Here is an 18,776-nt window from a genome sequence, read left to right on the forward strand (position 1 = left end):
TAAGCCGTAGGAGGTGATGAATGATGCAAGAAGCTGTAAACAGAATGACAATCGCAGCATTTAAGGATCAATTTATGGTAACAAAAGCGTATCCCAACGGTGATGCTTGGGATGCCATTGCAAAGAAGCCGCTTGTAATCCATACACCGTATGGTACTTTTACACCGCGCTTCAAGCGTGAGGAATCGCGTCAGAAGTTTTCAAAATCAATTTCATTTCACCAATCAGGAGCGTTGAAAAGCATTGTGCCACAAGAACAAACAAGCGTCATGACGCCTATTGGCATGTATCCAGCTGAACTCGTAACGTTTCACAAAAACGGTATGGTATACCGTGTTTTTCCATTAAACGGTCAGATCGATGGTTTTTGGACAGAAGCAGACGAGGCGAAATTGGCAGAAGCTTATGACTTTGATCTCCAAATTGGAACATTTACAGCAAAAATTATTTCAATACAGTTTTATGATAATGGTGCACTAAAAGGTGTTCTGCTTTGGCCCGGCGAAGTGATTGAGATTATGACCCCTCAGGGATTGATGCCATGCCGCATAGGGTTTAACCTTTATCCAGACGGTTCATTAAAATCTTTTGAACCGGCGAAACCCGTTTCAATACAGTCAGTAATAGGAGTGATCAGTGCCTTTGATTACGAAGCGTTAGGTATTCATGCTGACAGCAACGCAGTCGTTTTTTCGCAAGAAGGCGAACTGATCAGTGTTTTAACGCCGCTGACGACTATTGTCGCATCGCAAGGCGGGCAGATACGCCGGATTGCACCGAGGACGACCGTTAATCCGGTTGATGGTGAAAGTCTTATGGTTGTTGCAATAAAAATTGAATTTGATACGGAGACTGTCAAGATTAATGGTGAGCGATTTAGTCGAAATGAGACAATGTTGAAAACCCATACGATGACAGTGTTGGGCGCTTCTTCGAAAAGTGCAGAAAAAGTCATTTTTAACATTACCTAGATAAGGGGTATATCATGGATCATGAGAGATTAGAGGCATCAGAGATTTCTGAAAACATGATCGAATGGACGCGCAATTGATGCCCCCTGCCGACAGCGGGAACAAGAGCTGATTTTAACTTTATGACGGTGATACGCATCACATATATTGGGAAAATTCTAGCGTCATATCACTAAGAATAGAAGATTATTCGTATTTTGTCAGATACAATCATTGAATATTTCAATCAATAGTATTGATAGCCTTGAAGGCGTGACCATTACAGTTGTTGAGGCGAACAAAATTGATAGGAAAGAGCTGAAAATTCAGAAAAATCAAATTTTTACTTGACGATTTTCTATACGCTGTATACAATGTACCTAATATTTTTAATCAAATAGGATTTAAATAATAAGGCCAATAGCGCAAATGTTGAATGGGCAACATCAAATAAGAATAGTTATCGCAGCAGGGCATTGCAGCATATTAAATACCGTGCTCAAGAAAAGAAACTAAAAAATGAATAGTACATTAATTAAAAGGATAACTTACGTAGGTTATCTTTTTTGCATTTAAGCATCATTGCATCAGCGTTTGTAAACCAGCTTTAAATGATCGCGTACAAATTGACCATACAAAAGCAGGAGGTGTTCCTCCAAAAATCAAAAGGCAAAAAATAGAAAACGATCGCCATTAAAAAAAGATGACAAGGAGGTATTGAAGATGGGAAAACAACAATCCAGTGTATTGGAAGAACGTCAGGACTTTATTATTTACAACAAGAAAAACACAAAGAAACAGGCAACCTTTCAATGTGACCAGCAGAGTACCTCTGGTGCAGTGAGTCAGCGTGCCTGCGTCTACTGCGGGGCAAGAGTTGTACTCAATCCGATCACAGATGCCGTACACATTATTCATGGCCCCATTGGCTGTGCAAGCTATACATGGGATATACGCGGCAGTTTGAGCAGTGACAAAGAGTTCTATCGAAACAGCTTTTCAACAGATCTCAGAGAACGCGACATTATCTTTGGCGGTGAAAAGAAACTTTCAGCAGCAATTGATGAGATCATGGCAACGCATGATCCAAAAGTGATTTTTGTCTATGCGACATGTGTCGTGGGTGTTATTGGCGATGATCTCGGCGCAGTGGCCAGACAGGCAGAGGCCAAATATGGCATTCGCGTTATTCCCGTTCAATCATCTGGATTTGCAGGTAATAAATCCAGTGGTTACAAAGCGGCGTGTGACGCTATACTGGATCTTATGTCGTCTGCTGATTCAACGAGACCGCCGGTGACAGCGAAAGATCCAAAGGCATTTAATTTCCTTGGTGATTTTAATCTCGCAGGGGAAACCTGGCTCGTCAAACGCTATTTTGAAGAAATGGGTGTCAAGATGATTACGGCAATTACAGGTGATTCGACCTGTGAGGCACTTCAAAATGCCCCAAATGCTTCGTTTAACATCGTTCAATGTGCAGGGTCCATGCATTATTTGGCGAATCATATGAAAGAGACCTATGGGATACCATTTGCGAAAATAAGCTTTTACGGCATTGAAGATATTGTGGATTCACTTAGAACCATCGCAGCACTTACCAGAGATGATGACGTTATTCGGCGTACAGAGGCGCTTATACAGCGTGAAGCTGAAAAAACGGCATTTGCATTGAATGCTTATAAAAAGCGCATTGCCGGCAAAACGGTAGCCATTTATGTTGGCGGAGGCTTTAAAGCCATTTCACTGATTAAGCAGTTTAACGATCTCGGTCTAAAATCTGTAATGGTTGGTACGCAAACAGGACAGAAGGATGAATACGAAGTGATTCAGGATTTAGCAGAAGAGGGAACGGTTATCTTAGATGATGCCAATCCAACGGAACTCGAAAACTTTATCAAGGAAAAAGGTGCCGATTTACTGGTTGGCGGTGTCAAGGAACGACCGCTGGCCTATAAGTTAGGTGTTGCATTTATTGATCACAATCATGAGCGGAAACATCCGCTATGTGGATTTGAGGGCGCGTTAAATTTTGCAAAAGAAGTGGATCTTACCTTGAACAGCCCTGTTTGGCAATATCTCAAACAGTCAGATAAATCAGATGCAGACCATGGGAATATTAAGTCAATTGAGCCAATTGAGAAATTCGCATAGGCGATATGACTGCAAATAAAACATGACGAGTAAGCGATGCAATTTTTTTAGCTGAAAATCTAAACGAAGTATGAACAAAAAGAGGAGGGCATGATGAATAGAAACTACGTAAATTTAAACACGAATCCATGTAAAATGTGCATGCCCATTGGCGGATGCCTCGCATTAAAGGGAATCGAACAGACCATGGTAATGATGCATGGTTCACAAGGGTGTTCGACCTATATGAGACGGCATATTTCAACGCATTACAATGAGCCTGTTGATATTGCATCATCTGCACTCAATGAAAAAGAAACGGTTTACGGCGGAGAGAAAAACCTGAAAAAAGGGCTTGCCAATGTGATTAAGATGTATGAACCAAAAGTTATCGGTGTTTTAACCACTTGTCTGGCTGAAACCATTGGTGAAGACATTCGCGCCATTTCAGAATCGTTTAAGACGGAGAACAACGTCAGTGATCTCGATATTGTAACCATCGCGACTCCTGGTTATGGTGCATCACAGTATGAAGGGTATTTTGCAGCGCTTAAAGCGCTGGTAACCTATTTTGCAAAAGACGCAAACCCCAGCAGTCACATCAATGTCATAACGACGCTGATGACACCTGCCGATCAAAGACTGCTTAAAGAAATGCTAAGTGATTTTGGCCTCTCGTTCGTGTTGTTGCCGGATATTTCAGAAACGCTGGATGCGCCGTATGAAACACAATACCATAAAATTCCCAAAGACGGTACGAAACGGGAAGACATCGCCAAAATGGGCGGGGCGATAGCGACCATTGAAATTGGTCAACTGGTATACGATGAAATATCACCGGGATATGCGCTTTACGCAACGCATGGCGTTCCGATGCATAGGTTGCCAATGCCCATTGGCATTACGCAGACGGATGCATTGCTCGATCTCTTGTCAAAACTCTCGGGAAACGCTATTCCTGAAAAATACGTCAAACAGCGCGGCAGAATGCTTGACGCTATGGTTGATTCCCATAAGTACAACGGGGAGGGGCGCGCTGCAATTTTTGGCGATCCTGAAATCGTTTTGGCGACGACAGCACTTTGCGCAGAAAATGGCATTAAGCCAGAAATTATTGCCACGGGCACGCAAAGCAAAACGTTTAAGCAATTCGTGGAGACACTGTCATTTAGCGGTAAGGAATCAGCGGCAATCTTAGACGACACTGATTTTGATACCATTCAAAAACTGGTTCGCGAAAGGGGTGTTAATCTGCTCATTGGCAATTCAGATGGCAAATTCGTCATGGAAAAAGAAGGGGTACCGCTGGTGCGTATAGGATTTCCCATTCACGATCAAGTGGGCGCGCAGCGCAAGTGCTACATTGGCTACGAAGGGAGCCTGCGCTTTTTAGATGATTTGACCAATACTATTTTAGACCATAAACACATGCATTATCGCAGAAATGTGATTAATACTTATTTTAAACCGACCGAGGCGGTCGAGAAAGGAGCAATTGACTATGATGCATAAATCACTGTTTGAAATGTCAAAACTAGATTTTGATCTGCCTGCCAATACAACGGCAGACGTCGCAGAAAAGACACTGAAACATCCTTGTTTCAACGGGAACGCAAAAGAATATGCCAGAATGCATTTGCCGATTGCACCGCGCTGTAACATCAAATGCAATTACTGCAATCGAAAATTTGATTGTGCCAATGAGAGCAGGCCGGGTGTTGCCAGCGAAATTATGTCGCCTCAGCGAGCGCTCAGTCGTTTTTTAGAGGTGAAGCAGCAATACGAAAAGCTGTCGGTTATTGGCATTGCTGGGCCGGGTGATGCACTTGCGAATTATAAAAATACGCGGGAAACTTTAATGTTGATTCGCGAACATGATTCAGAAGTTGCTTTTTGTATCTCAACGAATGGTCTCATGCTGTATGAATATGCAGATGCGCTTCATGAACTTGGTGTTTCGCATGTAACAGTAACCATGAATGCACTCGATCCTGAGATTGGCGCCATTATTTACGATCACATTCGCTATAAAGGCGAGATACACAGAGGCGTAGCCGCTGCGAAAATATTGATAGAGAAACAGTTATTAGGTATAAAAAAAGCCGCTGATCTCGGCATGCTCGTCAAAATCAATACCGTTGCGATTACGGGTGTCAACGACCATCACATCGTAGAAGTTGTCAAAAAAGCAACTGAACTCGGCGCAGCACTTTCAAATATTATTCCGCTGATTCCCGTTGTTGGAACCGCATTTGAAGAGAATACCCCAATTGATGATGAAGCACTTGGCGTATTGCGAACAGAAGCGGGGAAATACCTTTCACAAATGCTTCACTGCCGCCAGTGTCGTGCGGATGCCGTTGGCAGACTGGGTGATTCAGGCGATAAGGGGCATGCGGGAGGTTGCCGAAAACTAAACGTGGGATAAACTGAATAACGTGATATGAGGAGGTAAGATCATGAAACAAACGATGGGCAATAAAGGAAGTCGTATCCAGGGTCACTATCGCCTATTGATTATTTTGACACTCATGATGACATTACTCGCTTCCGGATGCAGCACAAAAAATACAGAGACAAGTGCTGCATTGGCTGGGACAACGGCTGGGTCAACGACGCAGACAGAAACTTCGACTTCTGAGACAGCTGAACCTGCAGCGGCGGCAGAGGCTGAAACAGAGCCGGCGTCGGTAGAAAAGACAGAAATAATCGTTATGGCTGCAGCGAGTTTAACAGAAATGTTTACAGAAGTTGAAGGTATCTATGAAGCAGAACATCCGGATATCGATCTGCTCTTTAGCTTTGCCGGAAGTCAATCATTGGCAACACAAATTCAAGAGGGGGTTGAAGCAGATGTCTTTGCATCGGCCAATAAAAAGTACATGACTTTGCTGGAAGATGAATCCTTTGTCGAATCGAGCGATGCTGCGCTTTTTGCAAAAAACAAATTGGCAGTCATTGCCGGAAAATCTGTAACAGCGCTTGACAGCTATGATGATTTAGATGATGGCGGCTACAAAATCGTCATCGCCGATGAAACGGTTCCCGTAGGAAAATATACAGTGACTTTCCTGTCAAATGTAGAAGCGTCAATACCGGGATTTACAGATGCTTTTAATGCTCAGGTCGTCTCAAAAGAGACGAATGTAAAGCTTGTTGCCTCTAAGGTTGAATTGGGTGAGGCGGACTGTGGAATCGTTTACACAACCGATTTGACAGCAGCAAATAAAGATGTACTCAATATCATTGACATTCCCAACGACGTCAACGTCATTGCAGAATACCCTATTGCCAAATTAAAGGATTCGGCACATCCGGAATTAGCACAGTCCTTTGTCGATTACATGCTTTCTGAAGAGGGCAAGGCAGTGCTTGTGAAATACGGTTTTAGTATTGAAGGGTTATAGCACATTTACGCAATAGACGTATGATAGTAGCGTTGACAAAGATGGTGGGGGATAAGGCCATCTTTGTCAACTGTTGAAGGGAGGTTGCGATGGATAATAGCGTATCTCAAGTTCTCAGCAAGACGAAGCGATCGCGCCAAAAGCCGAAAAGCATGCTGAACGGCGCCATTACCATACTGATTGCAATTAATGTCATGGCAATTATCCTTGTAATTCTCTCACTTTTTATAAAAACATCACCAGCGGCCATTCAGTCGATGATTACATCCTTTAAAGTGAAAAGTGCCATTAGCATCAGTGTATGCTCAATTATCTTGTCGTTGGGGATCGTCATGCTCTTGGGAACACCGATTGCGTATGGACTGAGCCAGAAAAAAGGCGGTTTTTATGCATTGATTGAAGGTGTTTTTTCAATTCCAATTGTACTGCCGCCTTCTGTGACGGGACTTGCGCTGCTGATGACTTACGGTAGACGAGGGCTAATTGGAACATGGCTTAATGAATTAGGCGTTACATTGCCGTTTAGTTTTATTGCGATTGTCATTGTTCAGGTATTTGTGACAATGCCGTATTATATACAGATTGTTAAAAATGGTTTTGCCAATGTTGATAAAAGCATTGCAGAGGCGGCGAGGACTTTTGGTGCTTCTGAGCTTGAAGTGCTGCTCTTGATTTATATGCCGATGACTTTCAAGGCAATGCTTTCAGCACTTATTCTCTGTGCATTCAGAGCGGCTGGTGAATTTGGCGCTACGATTATGTTTGCCGGCAATCTCGAAGGAAAGACCCAGACGATTACAACGCGGATTTATACACTTTATCAAATGGATTTGACACAATCTGTCAGTCTGGCCGTTGTTCAAATTGTGGTCTTTATATTGCCGTTGCTGTTTTTAAAGATAAAACTGGACTAGTGTGTTCATGCCATATTTTGGTACAAGCGAACCATCGGGCAGATCAATGAGACAATTGCATCATAAACATAAAAAGGGAGGCGGCGCAATGCAAAAGCTTTATATTGTCGATACGACGCTGAGAGACGGCGAACAGGCGCCGGGTGTTGCCTTTACGAGGGCGGAAAAAATTGAGATTGCAAAGGGCCTTGATTTATTAGGCGTTGATATGATTGAAGTAGGGATCGCCGCACTAGGTGAAGATGAGATTGATGCGATCAGAGCTATCCAACAAATGGATCGGAATGCAGCATTGCTCATTTGGAATCGTATGCATTTGAAGGATATTGATATGTCTCTTCAAACTGGGGTTGAGAATGTGCATATTACAGTACCTGGATCTGATATTCACATTGATAAGAAACTGGGACTTTCCCGTGAAACGGTGATTCAACGCATGCAGTCAACCATAGCCTACGCGCGTTCACACGGACTACATGTCTCAGTCGGTGCGGAGGATGCTTCTCGCGCTGATTTTAACTTTTTGAAAGCACTTTATCAGTCGGCCGAGGCAGCAGGTGCTGAACGCGTTCGTTATGCTGATACTGTCGGCATTTTAAACCCTTTTGATACGCATGCACAAATCAGTGCACTCATCGATGTGTTGAGCGTGCCGATAGATTTTCACGGTCATAATGATCTCGGCATGGGAACGGCCAATGCATTTGCGGCATTTAAAGCGGGTGCGGCATGGATTAGCTGCAGTGTCAACGGGCTGGGTGAACGTGCCGGGAATACACCGCTGGAAGAAATCGTTGCTGCAATAACTTTCGACGGTAGTGTAACGTCTAGAATTGATAAAAAGCGGTTAAATGCTATTTCTTCATTAGTGGCAAAGTATTCTGGTAAGGCGATCTGCGATTTAAAACCAATTGTTGGTAAACAGATTTTCTCACATGAATCAGGAATCCACGTTGATGGCCTTATAAAGGATTCAAGTGTTTATGAAGCGGTTTTGCCGGAAGATTACGGCAGAGCACGTGAAATCGTCCTCGGAAAGTTTTCAGGTCGGCGTGCCGTTCGCTATCAGCTCAAATTATGGGGAGTTGAAATCGATGATTTGAAAGCGCAGGAAATTGTAAATATTATTCGAAAAGCCAGCTATGAGCAAAAGCTCGATCGTGTTCAGATGGATGCAATGATTCGAAAACTGTCAATGTGTGTTCAATAGCCAATATGATGGCATGGGCTGATACCCGTTATTCGAATGCATTAATACGACTTTTGTCAAGACCTTTCCTTGGTTAAAGGAAACGAAAAAATGCATATTTAAATCGACTTATACCAAACAGGCATTCACAAGAAACGTTATTTATGCTAAAATAACACTGTGAATGTACGCGGGTGTAGCTTAGTGGTAGAGTTCTGGCTTCCCAAGCCAGCTGTGTGGGTTCGATTCCCATCACCCGCTCCATAATCAGATTTTACGGGCATCTCGAAGGAGGTGCTTTTTTGATATTAACGACAGGTCTACGCTAGTGGATGGTGGTAACATGTTAGATTTATTAACCGTATATTTTTTTGCAGCCACAGTACTGACAGCTTTTGCTTCTGCCTACTTGTATGCGCGCGGCAAAGCAAAACAAGCGATACCGGTATTAGCACTCAGTATGAGTATTTGCTTTTATGTCTTTGGCTACAATATTGAATTGCATATGAATACAATTCAGACAAAGCTGTTTTGGAATTATTTTCAGTATATTGGCATTCCCTTTGTTTCTGCATTTTGGCTTCTGACGGCGCTAATATATACACATCGACTGAAACGTCATAAATGGCTTAAATACGCATATGTCTTTGGGATTCCGCTGTTGACATTCATATTTCGCTTTACCAATGCATGGCATCATTTGTACTTTACACATTACTGGTTGGTAGAAGATAGTGGGATATTTTTCTTGGCTAAGGGCAAAGGGCCTTGGTTTTATGTTCAGAGTCTGCATTCGATGTCCATGGTGCTTATGGCGCTCATCATTTATATTATCAGTTATAAAAGGCGTGAAAAGTTTGAGGGAAACAGTGTCTCTTACATGCTCGGTGCGTCGTTGATTGCCTGTGGTGGACTCATTGTGAATATTTTAGGGCTGGGGCTGGATGAAATTGATCATATGGTCGTTTTTTTGCCGCTGACGATCCCCGTAGTGCTTATGGCGGTTATTAAAGAAAACTTTTGGGAAATTCGGACGCGTGTGCGCGATATGATCTTTGAAGACAATGCCGACGCATTGGTCCTTTTTAACAAGGCAAGGCTTGTTGTCGATTTTAACTGGGAAGCACAGCGTTTGTTTAAGACGCAGAATATTGTGCTTAAAACAGGTGAAACACATATTCAGCAATTACAGAAAACGCCGTTTGCGCCCATTGCAGATTCTCTGCTTCAGGAAAGTGAACACCGCGCTATTATTGCGCTGCATTATGCTGAGGAGATGCATTACTATGAATTTAAGCTATTGACCCTTAATAAGCATCGCCTCGAAACAGAATCCTTTCTCTTGTCGCTGCAAAACGTGACAGAACGTGAGCGTTTTCAACAAATGCTTCAATTTCAGGCATCAACGGATTCACTCAGTGGTTTGCTTAATCGAAGAGCTTTTTTTGAGCGCGTTGGCCAGTGTGGCTACTTGATATCAGATGACAGAATGGATGTACCAATGGTTGCTATCAACAGTTTGTCTAATTCAGTGTCGAATTTTGATGGTATGACAGGCCAAGCGCAAACACAGAAACGTTGCTATTTATTAATGCTGGATATTGATCATTTTAAGCGAATTAACGATACGTATGGTCACGCCGTAGGCGATATTGTTATTACGGAGATTGGCAAAATACTAAAAAGTTATTTTCATTCGGCTGACGTTGTCGGAAGAATCGGCGGAGAAGAGTTTGCCGTTTTCTATGCTGCCATTGAGCACGAAAAGCTGTTGCAGCTTATTACAGCGTTTATGGATGCACTAAAGCATATTGAATCCGCTTCGCTGCCATCTGTATCCGCTTCGATTGGCGTTGCGGAGACGGATGGTAAACGACCGGTAGAAATACTGATGAAAGAAGCCGATAAAGCACTTTATTATGCAAAAGAAACTGGGCGCAATAAAGCGGTCTTTTACAATGCGATTGCTAAAAGCATTTAAACTTTAAATGGTCTATTTAATAAGAATTCAGTATCTTAAAGATACCTTGTTTCCAAACTGTGCGTACTTGTCATCTCTGCAATAGCATAGTATGATGGAACAAATAGATTTCAATGGATTGCTTTATCCGACATAACCAAAGGAGATTAATGATGCGATATGAAGGCGCTGTCTATCGTCCGCCGAGTGAAGCGAGGAGTTTAATCATTCAGACGACGATTGGATGTTCTCACAACCAATGTACCTTTTGCTATATGTATAAGGAGAAAAAATTCAGAGTTCGAAAGATGGAAGCAATACTCGCTGATTTACAGGACGTTAAAGCACAATACGGCGATATTACCAATAATTTTTTTCTGGCAGATGGGAATGCGCTCTGTTTAGGAACTGACAAGCTGATCACGATATTAAAAACGATTAAAACGCTTTTTCCAAGCAGTGGGCGTATTGGCATTTATGCGGCACCAAAAGATATTTTGAACAAGACACCTGAAGATTTGTCGCTTTTGAAAGCCAATGGCATTGAAATTGCTTATCTTGGCATAGAATCCGGCAGCGATAAAGTCTTGAAAGATGTAAATAAAGGGGTCACACAACAGGAAATGGTTGAAGCCGGACAAAAGTTAAAGGCTTCAGGCATTAAGCTTTCTACAATGGTCATTTCAGGTTTAGGCGGCAGTGCAGATTGGGAATTGCATGCTGAAGAATCGGCGAAAGTGGTTAATGCCATACAACCGGATTATTTGGCACTGCTCACGTTGTTGACGCCAGAGGGAACCCCGCTCTATGACAGTATTCAAAATGGCACTTTTAAATTGCTGGATCCTACGGACGTGCTTGTTGAAACAAGACGAATGCTTGAGAAAATTGAACTGAATGACTGCGTTTTTAGAAGCAATCACGTGTCGAATTATCTGTCGCTGGCAGGTCACTTTCCGGAAGATAAGCCAAAATTACTGGATGCGATAGACCATTCACTTGGCGATCAGCGCCATTTAAGAGATGAATGGATGCGGCAATTATAATTTTTATGATGAAAATGGGCACATTGGGGTAGTATATAAATACCGCTAATGTGTCTTTATTTTTATATAAAATGAGACTTTCATGAATAAAGCAAGAACATTGGGTTTGAGGCATAACATCGCAGCTGTAACGGAGGGGTTATGAAAAATAGGGGGAAGGGACAGACGAGTTTGTCCCGATGGATTTGGCTTTCATTTTTTAAAATAGCATTGTTACCGCTCGTCGTCATAGGCGTCGTTTTTGTCATAATCTATTTTATGACGAATATGTGGAGTCTGAGAACTTTTACTGCCTATATGGATGAAAGTATTGCCAATGAAACCATTATCATTGCCGATTCTGAATCGGGGACGATTTCAGAGCAGCTCGACAGTATTACAGAATCGGTTGATTTATATGCAAAACAATTACAAAGGGCTTATGAAGGGCCGATAAAACTTGCAGCTGAAGATGCGTCGAGACTCAAATGGCGTGATGATGGCATCTATTATACAGAATCGGATTCAAAAACTGGCGGCGCTGCAGTATTTTACAGCGGTTATGTGCCGGTAGGCGAGCTGGAAAAGGACAAGACTGCAAAACTTTTGACGACGCAGTACTTGATGAAGGATATGCAGCAGTCAAATCCATTGATTGCATCGATCTATATCAATACATTTGATTCACTCAATATTATCTATCCTTACTTTGACGTGCTGTCACAATACCCGCTCTATATGGATATTCCAAGTTATAACTTTTATTATGAAGCGGATGAAGCGCATAATCCGGAACGCAAAACGGTTTGGACAGATTCTTACCTCGATCCCGCAGGTCATGGCTGGATGACATCAGCAATCAAACCAATTTACCGAAACGGCAAACTGGAAGGTGTTGCAGGCATTGATATTACAATCAACACAATTGTTCAGCGCGTCCTCAATCTCTCAATCCCTTATGGCGGGTACTGTATGCTCGTCGGAAGCGACGGCATGCTTCTCGCAATACCAGCCGCTGGAGAAGCGGATTGGGGTGTGAATGAATTAACCGATCATCATTATCAAGAGGCAATTTTACAGGATACTTTTAAGCCGGATGCGTTTAATTTGCTTCAGCGTTCAGATATTACAGATTTTACGAAAACATTGTTTGAAGAAGAATCTGGCGCTACACGGCTTATGCTGTCAGGGGATAATCATGAAGTCGCTTGGTCAACCATTGATGGAATCGACTGGAAACTGTTGATTGTATTGCCAACCGCCAATATCTATTCAGATGCCGATCGCATCCGAAGTCAAATTACAGAAACTGGGATCCTGATCATTGCAGGCTTTTTGGTAATCTATATTATCTACTATAGTGTACTTTTCAGAAGAGCCTACCATATTACAGAAGAGATTGGAACGCCGCTGCGAGAAATTAACGATGTGGTGCTCAAAATTGGAGAAGGTGAATATTTCCATTCATCGCCTGTCTATATGGTAACTGAGTTGGCAGAAACTTCAGAAGGTATAGTCAGAATGGGCGAGCATCTAGGCGAAGCGAATGAACAGCTCATGTCGACGCAGCGACAGCTTCTTCAGAGTCAGCGAGACCTTGAAGCATTGGTTGTTGCGCTTGAAGATATTGTGATTGAGTGTGACGCAGATGGCAGCATTCTCAATCTTTGGTCAGATAAAATGAGCTTGCTTCAAGAATATGAAAAAGATGAAAGGGGCTATACCATCAATACGTTTTTTGGTCGTGAAATAGGTGAGCGCATCACGAATCAGTTTCTGAAAGTAGCGCGGGAAGGAACGGCTAGTCAGATTGAGTTTAAGTTAAGAGATCACGATGGCGAGCACTGGTATCAGGCAAAGATTGCACAAATTGCAAAAGCTTCAAACGCTTTTGCCGTGAGCGCACGGGAAGTTACCGAAAGAATAATGATGGAACAGAGCGTCATTGCTTCGAAAGAAATTGCTGAAAAGGCAAATCTTTCAAAGACAGAGTTTATTTCTCAGCTCAGTAATGAGCTTAGAACGTCGCTAAATGCCGTGTTGGGCTTTGCACAGGTTCTGAAATATGATGAGGAATCCCTAGATCAAAACCAATTGGAAGCGGTATCGGAAATCATTAATGCCGGAACACACTTGCTGTCGCAGACCAATATGATTTTTAATTACAGCCGTGTTGAGGGCGGCGTGATTGACTTAAATATCGAATCAATCAAGATGGCAGATCTGTTTGAGGAAATCAATTCCATTGTACGGCATCTATCGAGTCAAACGAGTGTACAGGTTAAAATCAAGGCATCAGCATGTTCTGAACGCCAAATACTGGCGGATCGACTCAGATTAAAACAAATCCTCATTAACTTATTGAGCAATGCGATTAATTATAATAGACCCGACGGTGAGGTTAATGTCTATTGTGAAGTGCACGATACATTGATGCGTTTTCATGTCGTCGATACAGGCTACGGCATTCCTGAAACTGAAATTGAGAATATTTTTAAACCGTTTTACCGAATACAGCAAAAGGGCAATACAACGGATGGGAGCGGGATTGGCCTTTCCGTCTCGAAAGAACTCATTGAGGCAATGTCGGGAGAGATGGGAGCTGAAAGCACCATTGATGAAGGCAGTCATTTCTGGTTTGACTTAAAGTTAAGTGATTTATAGTAAAAAGGCGTTTGCACTGGTGAGATAACCCGTGCAAACGCCTTTTATTTTATGATTTCGTAAGAGCATGCTTAACCATTTAGAATAAAATGATAAAAGATGCAGCAGCATATCACTGAGAGAAACTATTTTGCGAGGCTTTCCCCCATCATAACTCCCATGGCACTGGCCATCATAAGACCACGTGTCCAACCGCTGGCATCACCCAGAGCATACAAGCCATTAACGCTGGTTTCAAACTGTTTGGTCAGTGTCAGCTTATTGGAATAAAACTTGATTTCCGGTCCGTACAACAAGGTTTCGCCAGAAGCAAACCCTGGCACAACTTTATCTAGCGCTTCAATAAAATTGAGAATATTCGTCATCGTTCGATAGGGCATCGCAGATGTCAGATCACCAGCAACAGCATCTTTTAGTGTTGGCACAACATTGGAGCGTTCCAGTTCTTTTTGCCATGTTCGCTTGCCATTGAGAATATCTTCATAACGCTGAACGATGATTTGACCGTCGCCGAGCATATTCATAAGGTGTGACACCATCTTACCGTATTTGGTTGGTTCATTGAAAGGTTCTGAAAAATGATGTGAACTCAGGATGGCGAGGTTGGTATTGTTCGACTTTTTATCTTTATAAGAGTGACCGTTAACGATGGCAATGCCCTCATCGTAGTTTTCCTGTGAGACATAGCCGCCCGGATTTTGGCAAAAAGTTCGGACTTTATCTTTATAGGGCTTTGGATAGCCAATAAGTTTTGATTCATATAAGACTTCATTGATGCTTTCCATAACTTCATTGCGCACTTCAACGCGTACGCCGAGGTCTATATAGCCTGATCGCTGACTGATTTGATGCTTTTTGCACATTTCAAAAAGCCAGTCAGATCCCTTTCGACCACCGGCAATGACGACTTTATCAGCCGTGTAAGTCGTTTCAGGCCCCTTTTTAAAAGCATCAGAGGTGATAACGCCCTTTATGGCGTTGTTATCAATAATAAGATCGTCGACAACTGTATGAAAATGGATAGTAACGCCGTTCTCGACGAGATAATTTTGAATCTTTAAATAAATAGCCTGTGCTTTTTCTGTTCCGAGATGGCGAATCGGGCAGTCCACCAGTTTGAGATCGGCAATAATGGCTTTGCGGCGAATTTCTTTAATGGCTTCTGTATCTTCAACGCCTTCGACTTTTTCATCGGCGCCAAATTCGAGGTAAACGCCGTCGGTATAATCAATATAATTTTGAACATGTGCAGCGCCAACGAGTTCGGGCAGATCCCCGCCGACGTCAGTATTCAATGAGAGCTTGCCGTCGGAAAATGCACCGGCACCTGAAAAACCGGTTGTGATGTGGCAATAGGGTTTGCAGTTGACACAGATTCCCGTTTGGTCTTTTGGACAGTGTCGCTTTTCAATGCGTGCACCCATTTCCAAAATACCTATTTTCCCTTGATACTGCTTTCGAATTAGCTCAAAAGCTGTAAAAATCCCTGATGGTCCGGCACCTACGATCAGGATATCATAATGACTCATGTTAACCTCCGTCAGTAAAAGATGCGCCCCATTTATAGTCTAACATTTACGGTGTTAGGTAGAAACTCTTGACCCATATTGCCAAATTATATAAATGAACGATTATTATAAAATTCCATAAAATATTCGACTACAACAAGTATTTTATATGTCAATGCAGAAAAAATCAATGAAAAATCGATGAAAATGATGAAATTTAATGCTAAAGGTGGTAGACTAATGCCAGAATAATCTTTATTTTGGGGAGGTGGTGTCGATTAAAAAATATATCTATATAGCCATTGGCGGCGCTGTTGGTGCCGTTATAAGGGTTGCCGTCAAGAGTATCCCATTTGCAGCGCCCGGTGGTATTGCCATCTTTAATACATTGCTCGTGAATCTCGTGGGGAGTTTTGCACTGGCACTCTTCTTGGGATTGGCATTGGAAGTCCTCAATTTGGATGCCGAACTGCGTATGGGAATTGGTACGGGCTTTATGGGTGGTTTAACGACTTTCTCGACACTTTGTAAAGAGGGGAATCTACTCTTTATGGCAATGAAGCCGCAGATTGCCTTAGGTTACCTAACGGGATCCATTGTTTTGGGGCTGTTCTGTGCTTTGGCGGGAACCACTGTCGCAAGGCGATGGATTGTTCACCGTGAGGTGGGACTATGAGCTTGATATGGGTGGCTGTTGGCGGTGCTTTTGGCAGTATCAGCCGCTTTCAGATGGGAAAGATCATTGCAGAAAATACCACAGATCGTTTTCCTTTCGGGACATTTTGCGTGAATATTCTAGGCGCTTTTTTATTGGGGATTGTAAGCAATGCGCAATTAGGCGGGGCGGCATATGCACTGTTTGGCGATGGTTTTTTAGGTGCCTTTACTACTTTTTCGACTTTTATGTTTGACGGCTTTAACTTATTTGAAGACAATGAGCTGCTGAATGCCGTTGCCTATATGATCCTGACAGTGATTCTAGGTGTTATCAGTTACCATTTGGGCTATTGGGTGATGACGCATTAGCGATTGATCTCATTGCTATATAAATCGACCATGAGCATGAAAGGGGGCGAGAAAAGATGAATTTTAATGAAAAGTGCAGAATTCTAAAAGTGTACATCAGTGAAGATTCAAAATACCAAGGTCATAATCTGTATCATGCCATTGTTCAGAAAATGCACGAAATGGATATGGCGGGCGTCACCGTAACACGAGGCATTGAAGGTTATGGGCAAGGGAAGCGAATCCACAGTGCCAGAGTATTGGAGCTCTCATTAAAATTGCCAGTCATTGTTGAAATCATTGACACTGTCAATAAAATTGAACAGGCGATCCCCGTACTTGAAAACATGGTAAACGAAGGATTGATACTGACGACAGAAGTTGATGTGATCAAATACGGTAAAGAATCAAAACACGCTGAACCTTAACGAATGGGATGAATCAAGCAATGCAAAAAATGTGAGCGTTGTTTAAAAAGACCGCTGTCATTTTAGCACGAAACCAGATAGATAAAATAGTACCTTATATTGTCATCCTACAAGATTTAGGATAAACTGTGTATAAACATAAAAAAATTGTAATATTCATATCATTTGCATGGAGGATAATCAATGTATTCGGATAAAATGTACGAACTCGGCAGCAAGAGCTCTGTGATTAGAGAAATATTTGAATTTGGACTTAAACGCAAAGCGGAAATTGGCGATGAAAACGTCTATGATTTTAGCATTGGCAATCCAAATGTACCTGCGCCGGATTGTGTAAAAGAAGCGATTGTCTCACTTTTGGAAAATGAAACGTCAACCTATGTCCATGGCTATACATCAGCTCAGGGCGATATGAAAGTAAGAGAAGCAATTGCCGCATCGCTGAACGAACGTTTTGATACGCAGTTCAAGGCGACGAATCTTTATATGACCGTGGGTGCGGCAGCGTCTATAAGCCTTTGCATTAAGGCAACTGTTACAGCTGAAACAGATGAGTTTATTACCTTCGCACCATTTTTCACAGAATACAAAGTTTGGACGGAAGCAGCAGGGGCGAAGCTGAAAGTGGTGCCGGCCAATTTAGAGACTTTCCAAATCGACTTTGAGAAGTTTGAAGCCATCCTGTCACCTCAGACAAAAGGTGTTATCGTCAATTCGCCGAATAACCCTTCAGGCGTAGTCTATAGTGAAGCAACGATTTTAAAACTTTGTGAGATTCTCAAGCAAAAATCAGAAGCGTATGGTCATCCGATTTATCTTATTGCCGATGAACCATACCGCGAAATCGTTTACGGAGATCTCGAAGTACCATTTTTGACAAAATATTACGACAATACTTTTGTCTGTTACTCATACAGCAAAACCTTATCCTTGCCAGGTGAGCGTATTGGCTATGTACTCGTTCCGGATGCCATGGCAGATTCTAAAAAAATCTATGCGGCCATTTGCGGCGCTGGGCGTGCACTGGGTTATGTCTGTGCACCGAGTCTATTCCAGAAAGTCGTTATGAAATGTATTGGTCAGACATCTGATATTAGCATTTATAAGAAAAATCGCGATTTGATCTATGAAGGATTGACGGCACTCGGTTATGACTGCGTTATGCCGCAAGGTGCATTTTATTTATTTGTAAAGGCACTGGAAGAAGATGCAAACAAATTCTGTGAACGTGCACGCGATTATGATCTGCTTATTGTGCCAAGCGATGACTTTGGTGTCAAGGGGTATGTTCGCATTTCGTACTGTGTCAGTACAGCACAGATTGAAAAGTCTTTGCCAGCATTTGCAAAGCTGGCAGAATCTTATCGCTAAAGCATGCGATACAGTGGTCTAGAGCCAATAGCACGCTGAAAAAGTTTATAAAAGTAATCCAAACAGCATTTGACGATTTAATCGTGTGGATGCTGTTTTTTTGGTGTGCCCGGTATGGGCGTAATCTAACGGGTGAGAGTCCCTAACACACCCTGGTAGTGGGAAGTGTATAGCTTAAGGCAAGGGTGTCCTTGGCGACGAGGAATCTGAAGAAAGCCGGCG

Annotated in this window: 15 protein-coding genes, 1 tRNA gene and 1 riboswitch; of the genes, 15 read left to right on the forward strand and 1 reads right to left on the reverse strand. The window is 42.5% G+C overall.

What is annotated here, in order from left to right:
• The first annotated feature begins 20 nt into the window (after window positions 1-20).
• The 11 genes from KHM83_RS06160 to KHM83_RS06210 all read left to right on the forward strand — a co-directional run bounded on the left by KHM83_RS06160 (window position 21) and on the right by KHM83_RS06210 (window position 14,242).
• Window positions 21-971 carry a hypothetical protein gene (locus KHM83_RS06160; protein WP_213236034.1) on the forward strand — a complete coding sequence of 317 codons (951 nt, stop codon included), beginning with the start codon at window positions 21-23 and terminating at the stop codon, window positions 969-971.
• Window positions 972-1,673: 702 nt separating this feature from the next.
• Window positions 1,674-3,104, forward strand: coding sequence for a nitrogenase iron-molybdenum cofactor biosynthesis protein NifE (gene nifE, locus KHM83_RS06165; protein WP_213236035.1), 1,431 nt, complete (start codon window positions 1,674-1,676; stop codon window positions 3,102-3,104).
• Window positions 3,105-3,197: 93 nt separating this feature from the next.
• Entirely contained in the window at window positions 3,198-4,595 is a 1,398-nt protein-coding gene (locus KHM83_RS06170) for a nitrogenase component 1 (RefSeq protein WP_246542893.1), read from the forward strand.
• Entirely contained in the window at window positions 4,585-5,511 is a 927-nt protein-coding gene (gene nifB / locus KHM83_RS06175; RefSeq protein ID WP_213236037.1) for a nitrogenase cofactor biosynthesis protein NifB, read from the forward strand. Before KHM83_RS06170 ends, nifB begins: the two co-directional genes overlap by 11 nt.
• A gap of 31 nt (window positions 5,512-5,542) precedes the next feature.
• Window positions 5,543-6,490, forward strand: a complete 948-nt coding sequence (gene modA, locus KHM83_RS06180; protein WP_213236038.1) for a molybdate ABC transporter substrate-binding protein — start codon at window positions 5,543-5,545, stop codon at window positions 6,488-6,490.
• Window positions 6,491-6,579: 89 nt separating this feature from the next.
• Window positions 6,580-7,404 (forward strand): molybdate ABC transporter permease subunit, encoded by an 825-nt coding sequence (locus tag KHM83_RS06185; RefSeq protein WP_213236039.1) that lies wholly within the window; start codon window positions 6,580-6,582, stop codon window positions 7,402-7,404.
• Window positions 7,405-7,492: 88 nt separating this feature from the next.
• On the forward strand, window positions 7,493-8,614 hold the full coding sequence (locus KHM83_RS06190; protein ID WP_213236041.1) for a homocitrate synthase/isopropylmalate synthase family protein: 1,122 nt from the start codon (window positions 7,493-7,495) through the stop codon (window positions 8,612-8,614).
• A 169-nt stretch (window positions 8,615-8,783) separates the two neighbouring features.
• Window positions 8,784-8,857: transfer RNA gene (locus KHM83_RS06195), tRNA-Gly, on the forward strand.
• 79 nt (window positions 8,858-8,936) lie between these two features.
• On the forward strand, window positions 8,937-10,574 hold the full coding sequence (locus KHM83_RS06200; protein ID WP_213236043.1) for a histidine kinase N-terminal 7TM domain-containing diguanylate cyclase: 1,638 nt from the start codon (window positions 8,937-8,939) through the stop codon (window positions 10,572-10,574).
• Between the two features lie 152 nt (window positions 10,575-10,726).
• On the forward strand, window positions 10,727-11,599 hold the full coding sequence (locus tag KHM83_RS06205) for a radical SAM protein (RefSeq protein WP_213236069.1): 873 nt from the start codon (window positions 10,727-10,729) through the stop codon (window positions 11,597-11,599).
• A gap of 141 nt (window positions 11,600-11,740) precedes the next feature.
• Window positions 11,741-14,242, forward strand: coding sequence for a sensor histidine kinase (locus KHM83_RS06210; protein WP_213236044.1), 2,502 nt, complete (start codon window positions 11,741-11,743; stop codon window positions 14,240-14,242).
• Between the two features lie 125 nt (window positions 14,243-14,367).
• Here the strand turns inward: KHM83_RS06210 and KHM83_RS06215 are convergent, their stop codons facing one another.
• Entirely contained in the window at window positions 14,368-15,771 is a 1,404-nt protein-coding gene (locus KHM83_RS06215) for an NAD(P)/FAD-dependent oxidoreductase (protein ID WP_213236045.1), read from the reverse strand.
• A 15-nt stretch (window positions 15,772-15,786) separates the two neighbouring features.
• Window positions 15,787-15,885, reverse strand: a riboswitch (purine riboswitch).
• A gap of 136 nt (window positions 15,886-16,021) precedes the next feature.
• Between KHM83_RS06215 and KHM83_RS06220 the strand changes: the two genes are divergently transcribed.
• The 4 genes from KHM83_RS06220 to KHM83_RS06235 all read left to right on the forward strand — a co-directional run bounded on the left by KHM83_RS06220 (window position 16,022) and on the right by KHM83_RS06235 (window position 18,554).
• Window positions 16,022-16,426, forward strand: a complete 405-nt coding sequence (locus KHM83_RS06220) for a fluoride efflux transporter FluC (RefSeq protein ID WP_213236047.1) — start codon at window positions 16,022-16,024, stop codon at window positions 16,424-16,426.
• Window positions 16,423-16,776, forward strand: coding sequence for a fluoride efflux transporter CrcB (gene crcB, locus KHM83_RS06225; protein ID WP_213236049.1), 354 nt, complete (start codon window positions 16,423-16,425; stop codon window positions 16,774-16,776). The genes KHM83_RS06220 and crcB overlap by 4 nt, the downstream gene beginning before the upstream one ends.
• Before the next feature lie 56 nt (window positions 16,777-16,832).
• A complete protein-coding gene (locus KHM83_RS06230) occupies window positions 16,833-17,183 on the forward strand; it encodes a DUF190 domain-containing protein (protein WP_213236052.1) in 351 nt (116 codons plus the stop codon).
• A 183-nt stretch (window positions 17,184-17,366) separates the two neighbouring features.
• Complete coding sequence (locus KHM83_RS06235) at window positions 17,367-18,554, forward strand: pyridoxal phosphate-dependent aminotransferase (protein ID WP_213236053.1); 1,188 nt, start codon at window positions 17,367-17,369, stop codon at window positions 18,552-18,554.
• Window positions 18,555-18,776 lie beyond the last annotated feature (222 nt).

It is taken from the genome of Fusibacter paucivorans (assembly GCF_018390735.1).
GTDB classification, from domain to species: Bacteria; Bacillota; Clostridia; order Peptostreptococcales; family Acidaminobacteraceae; genus Fusibacter; species Fusibacter paucivorans.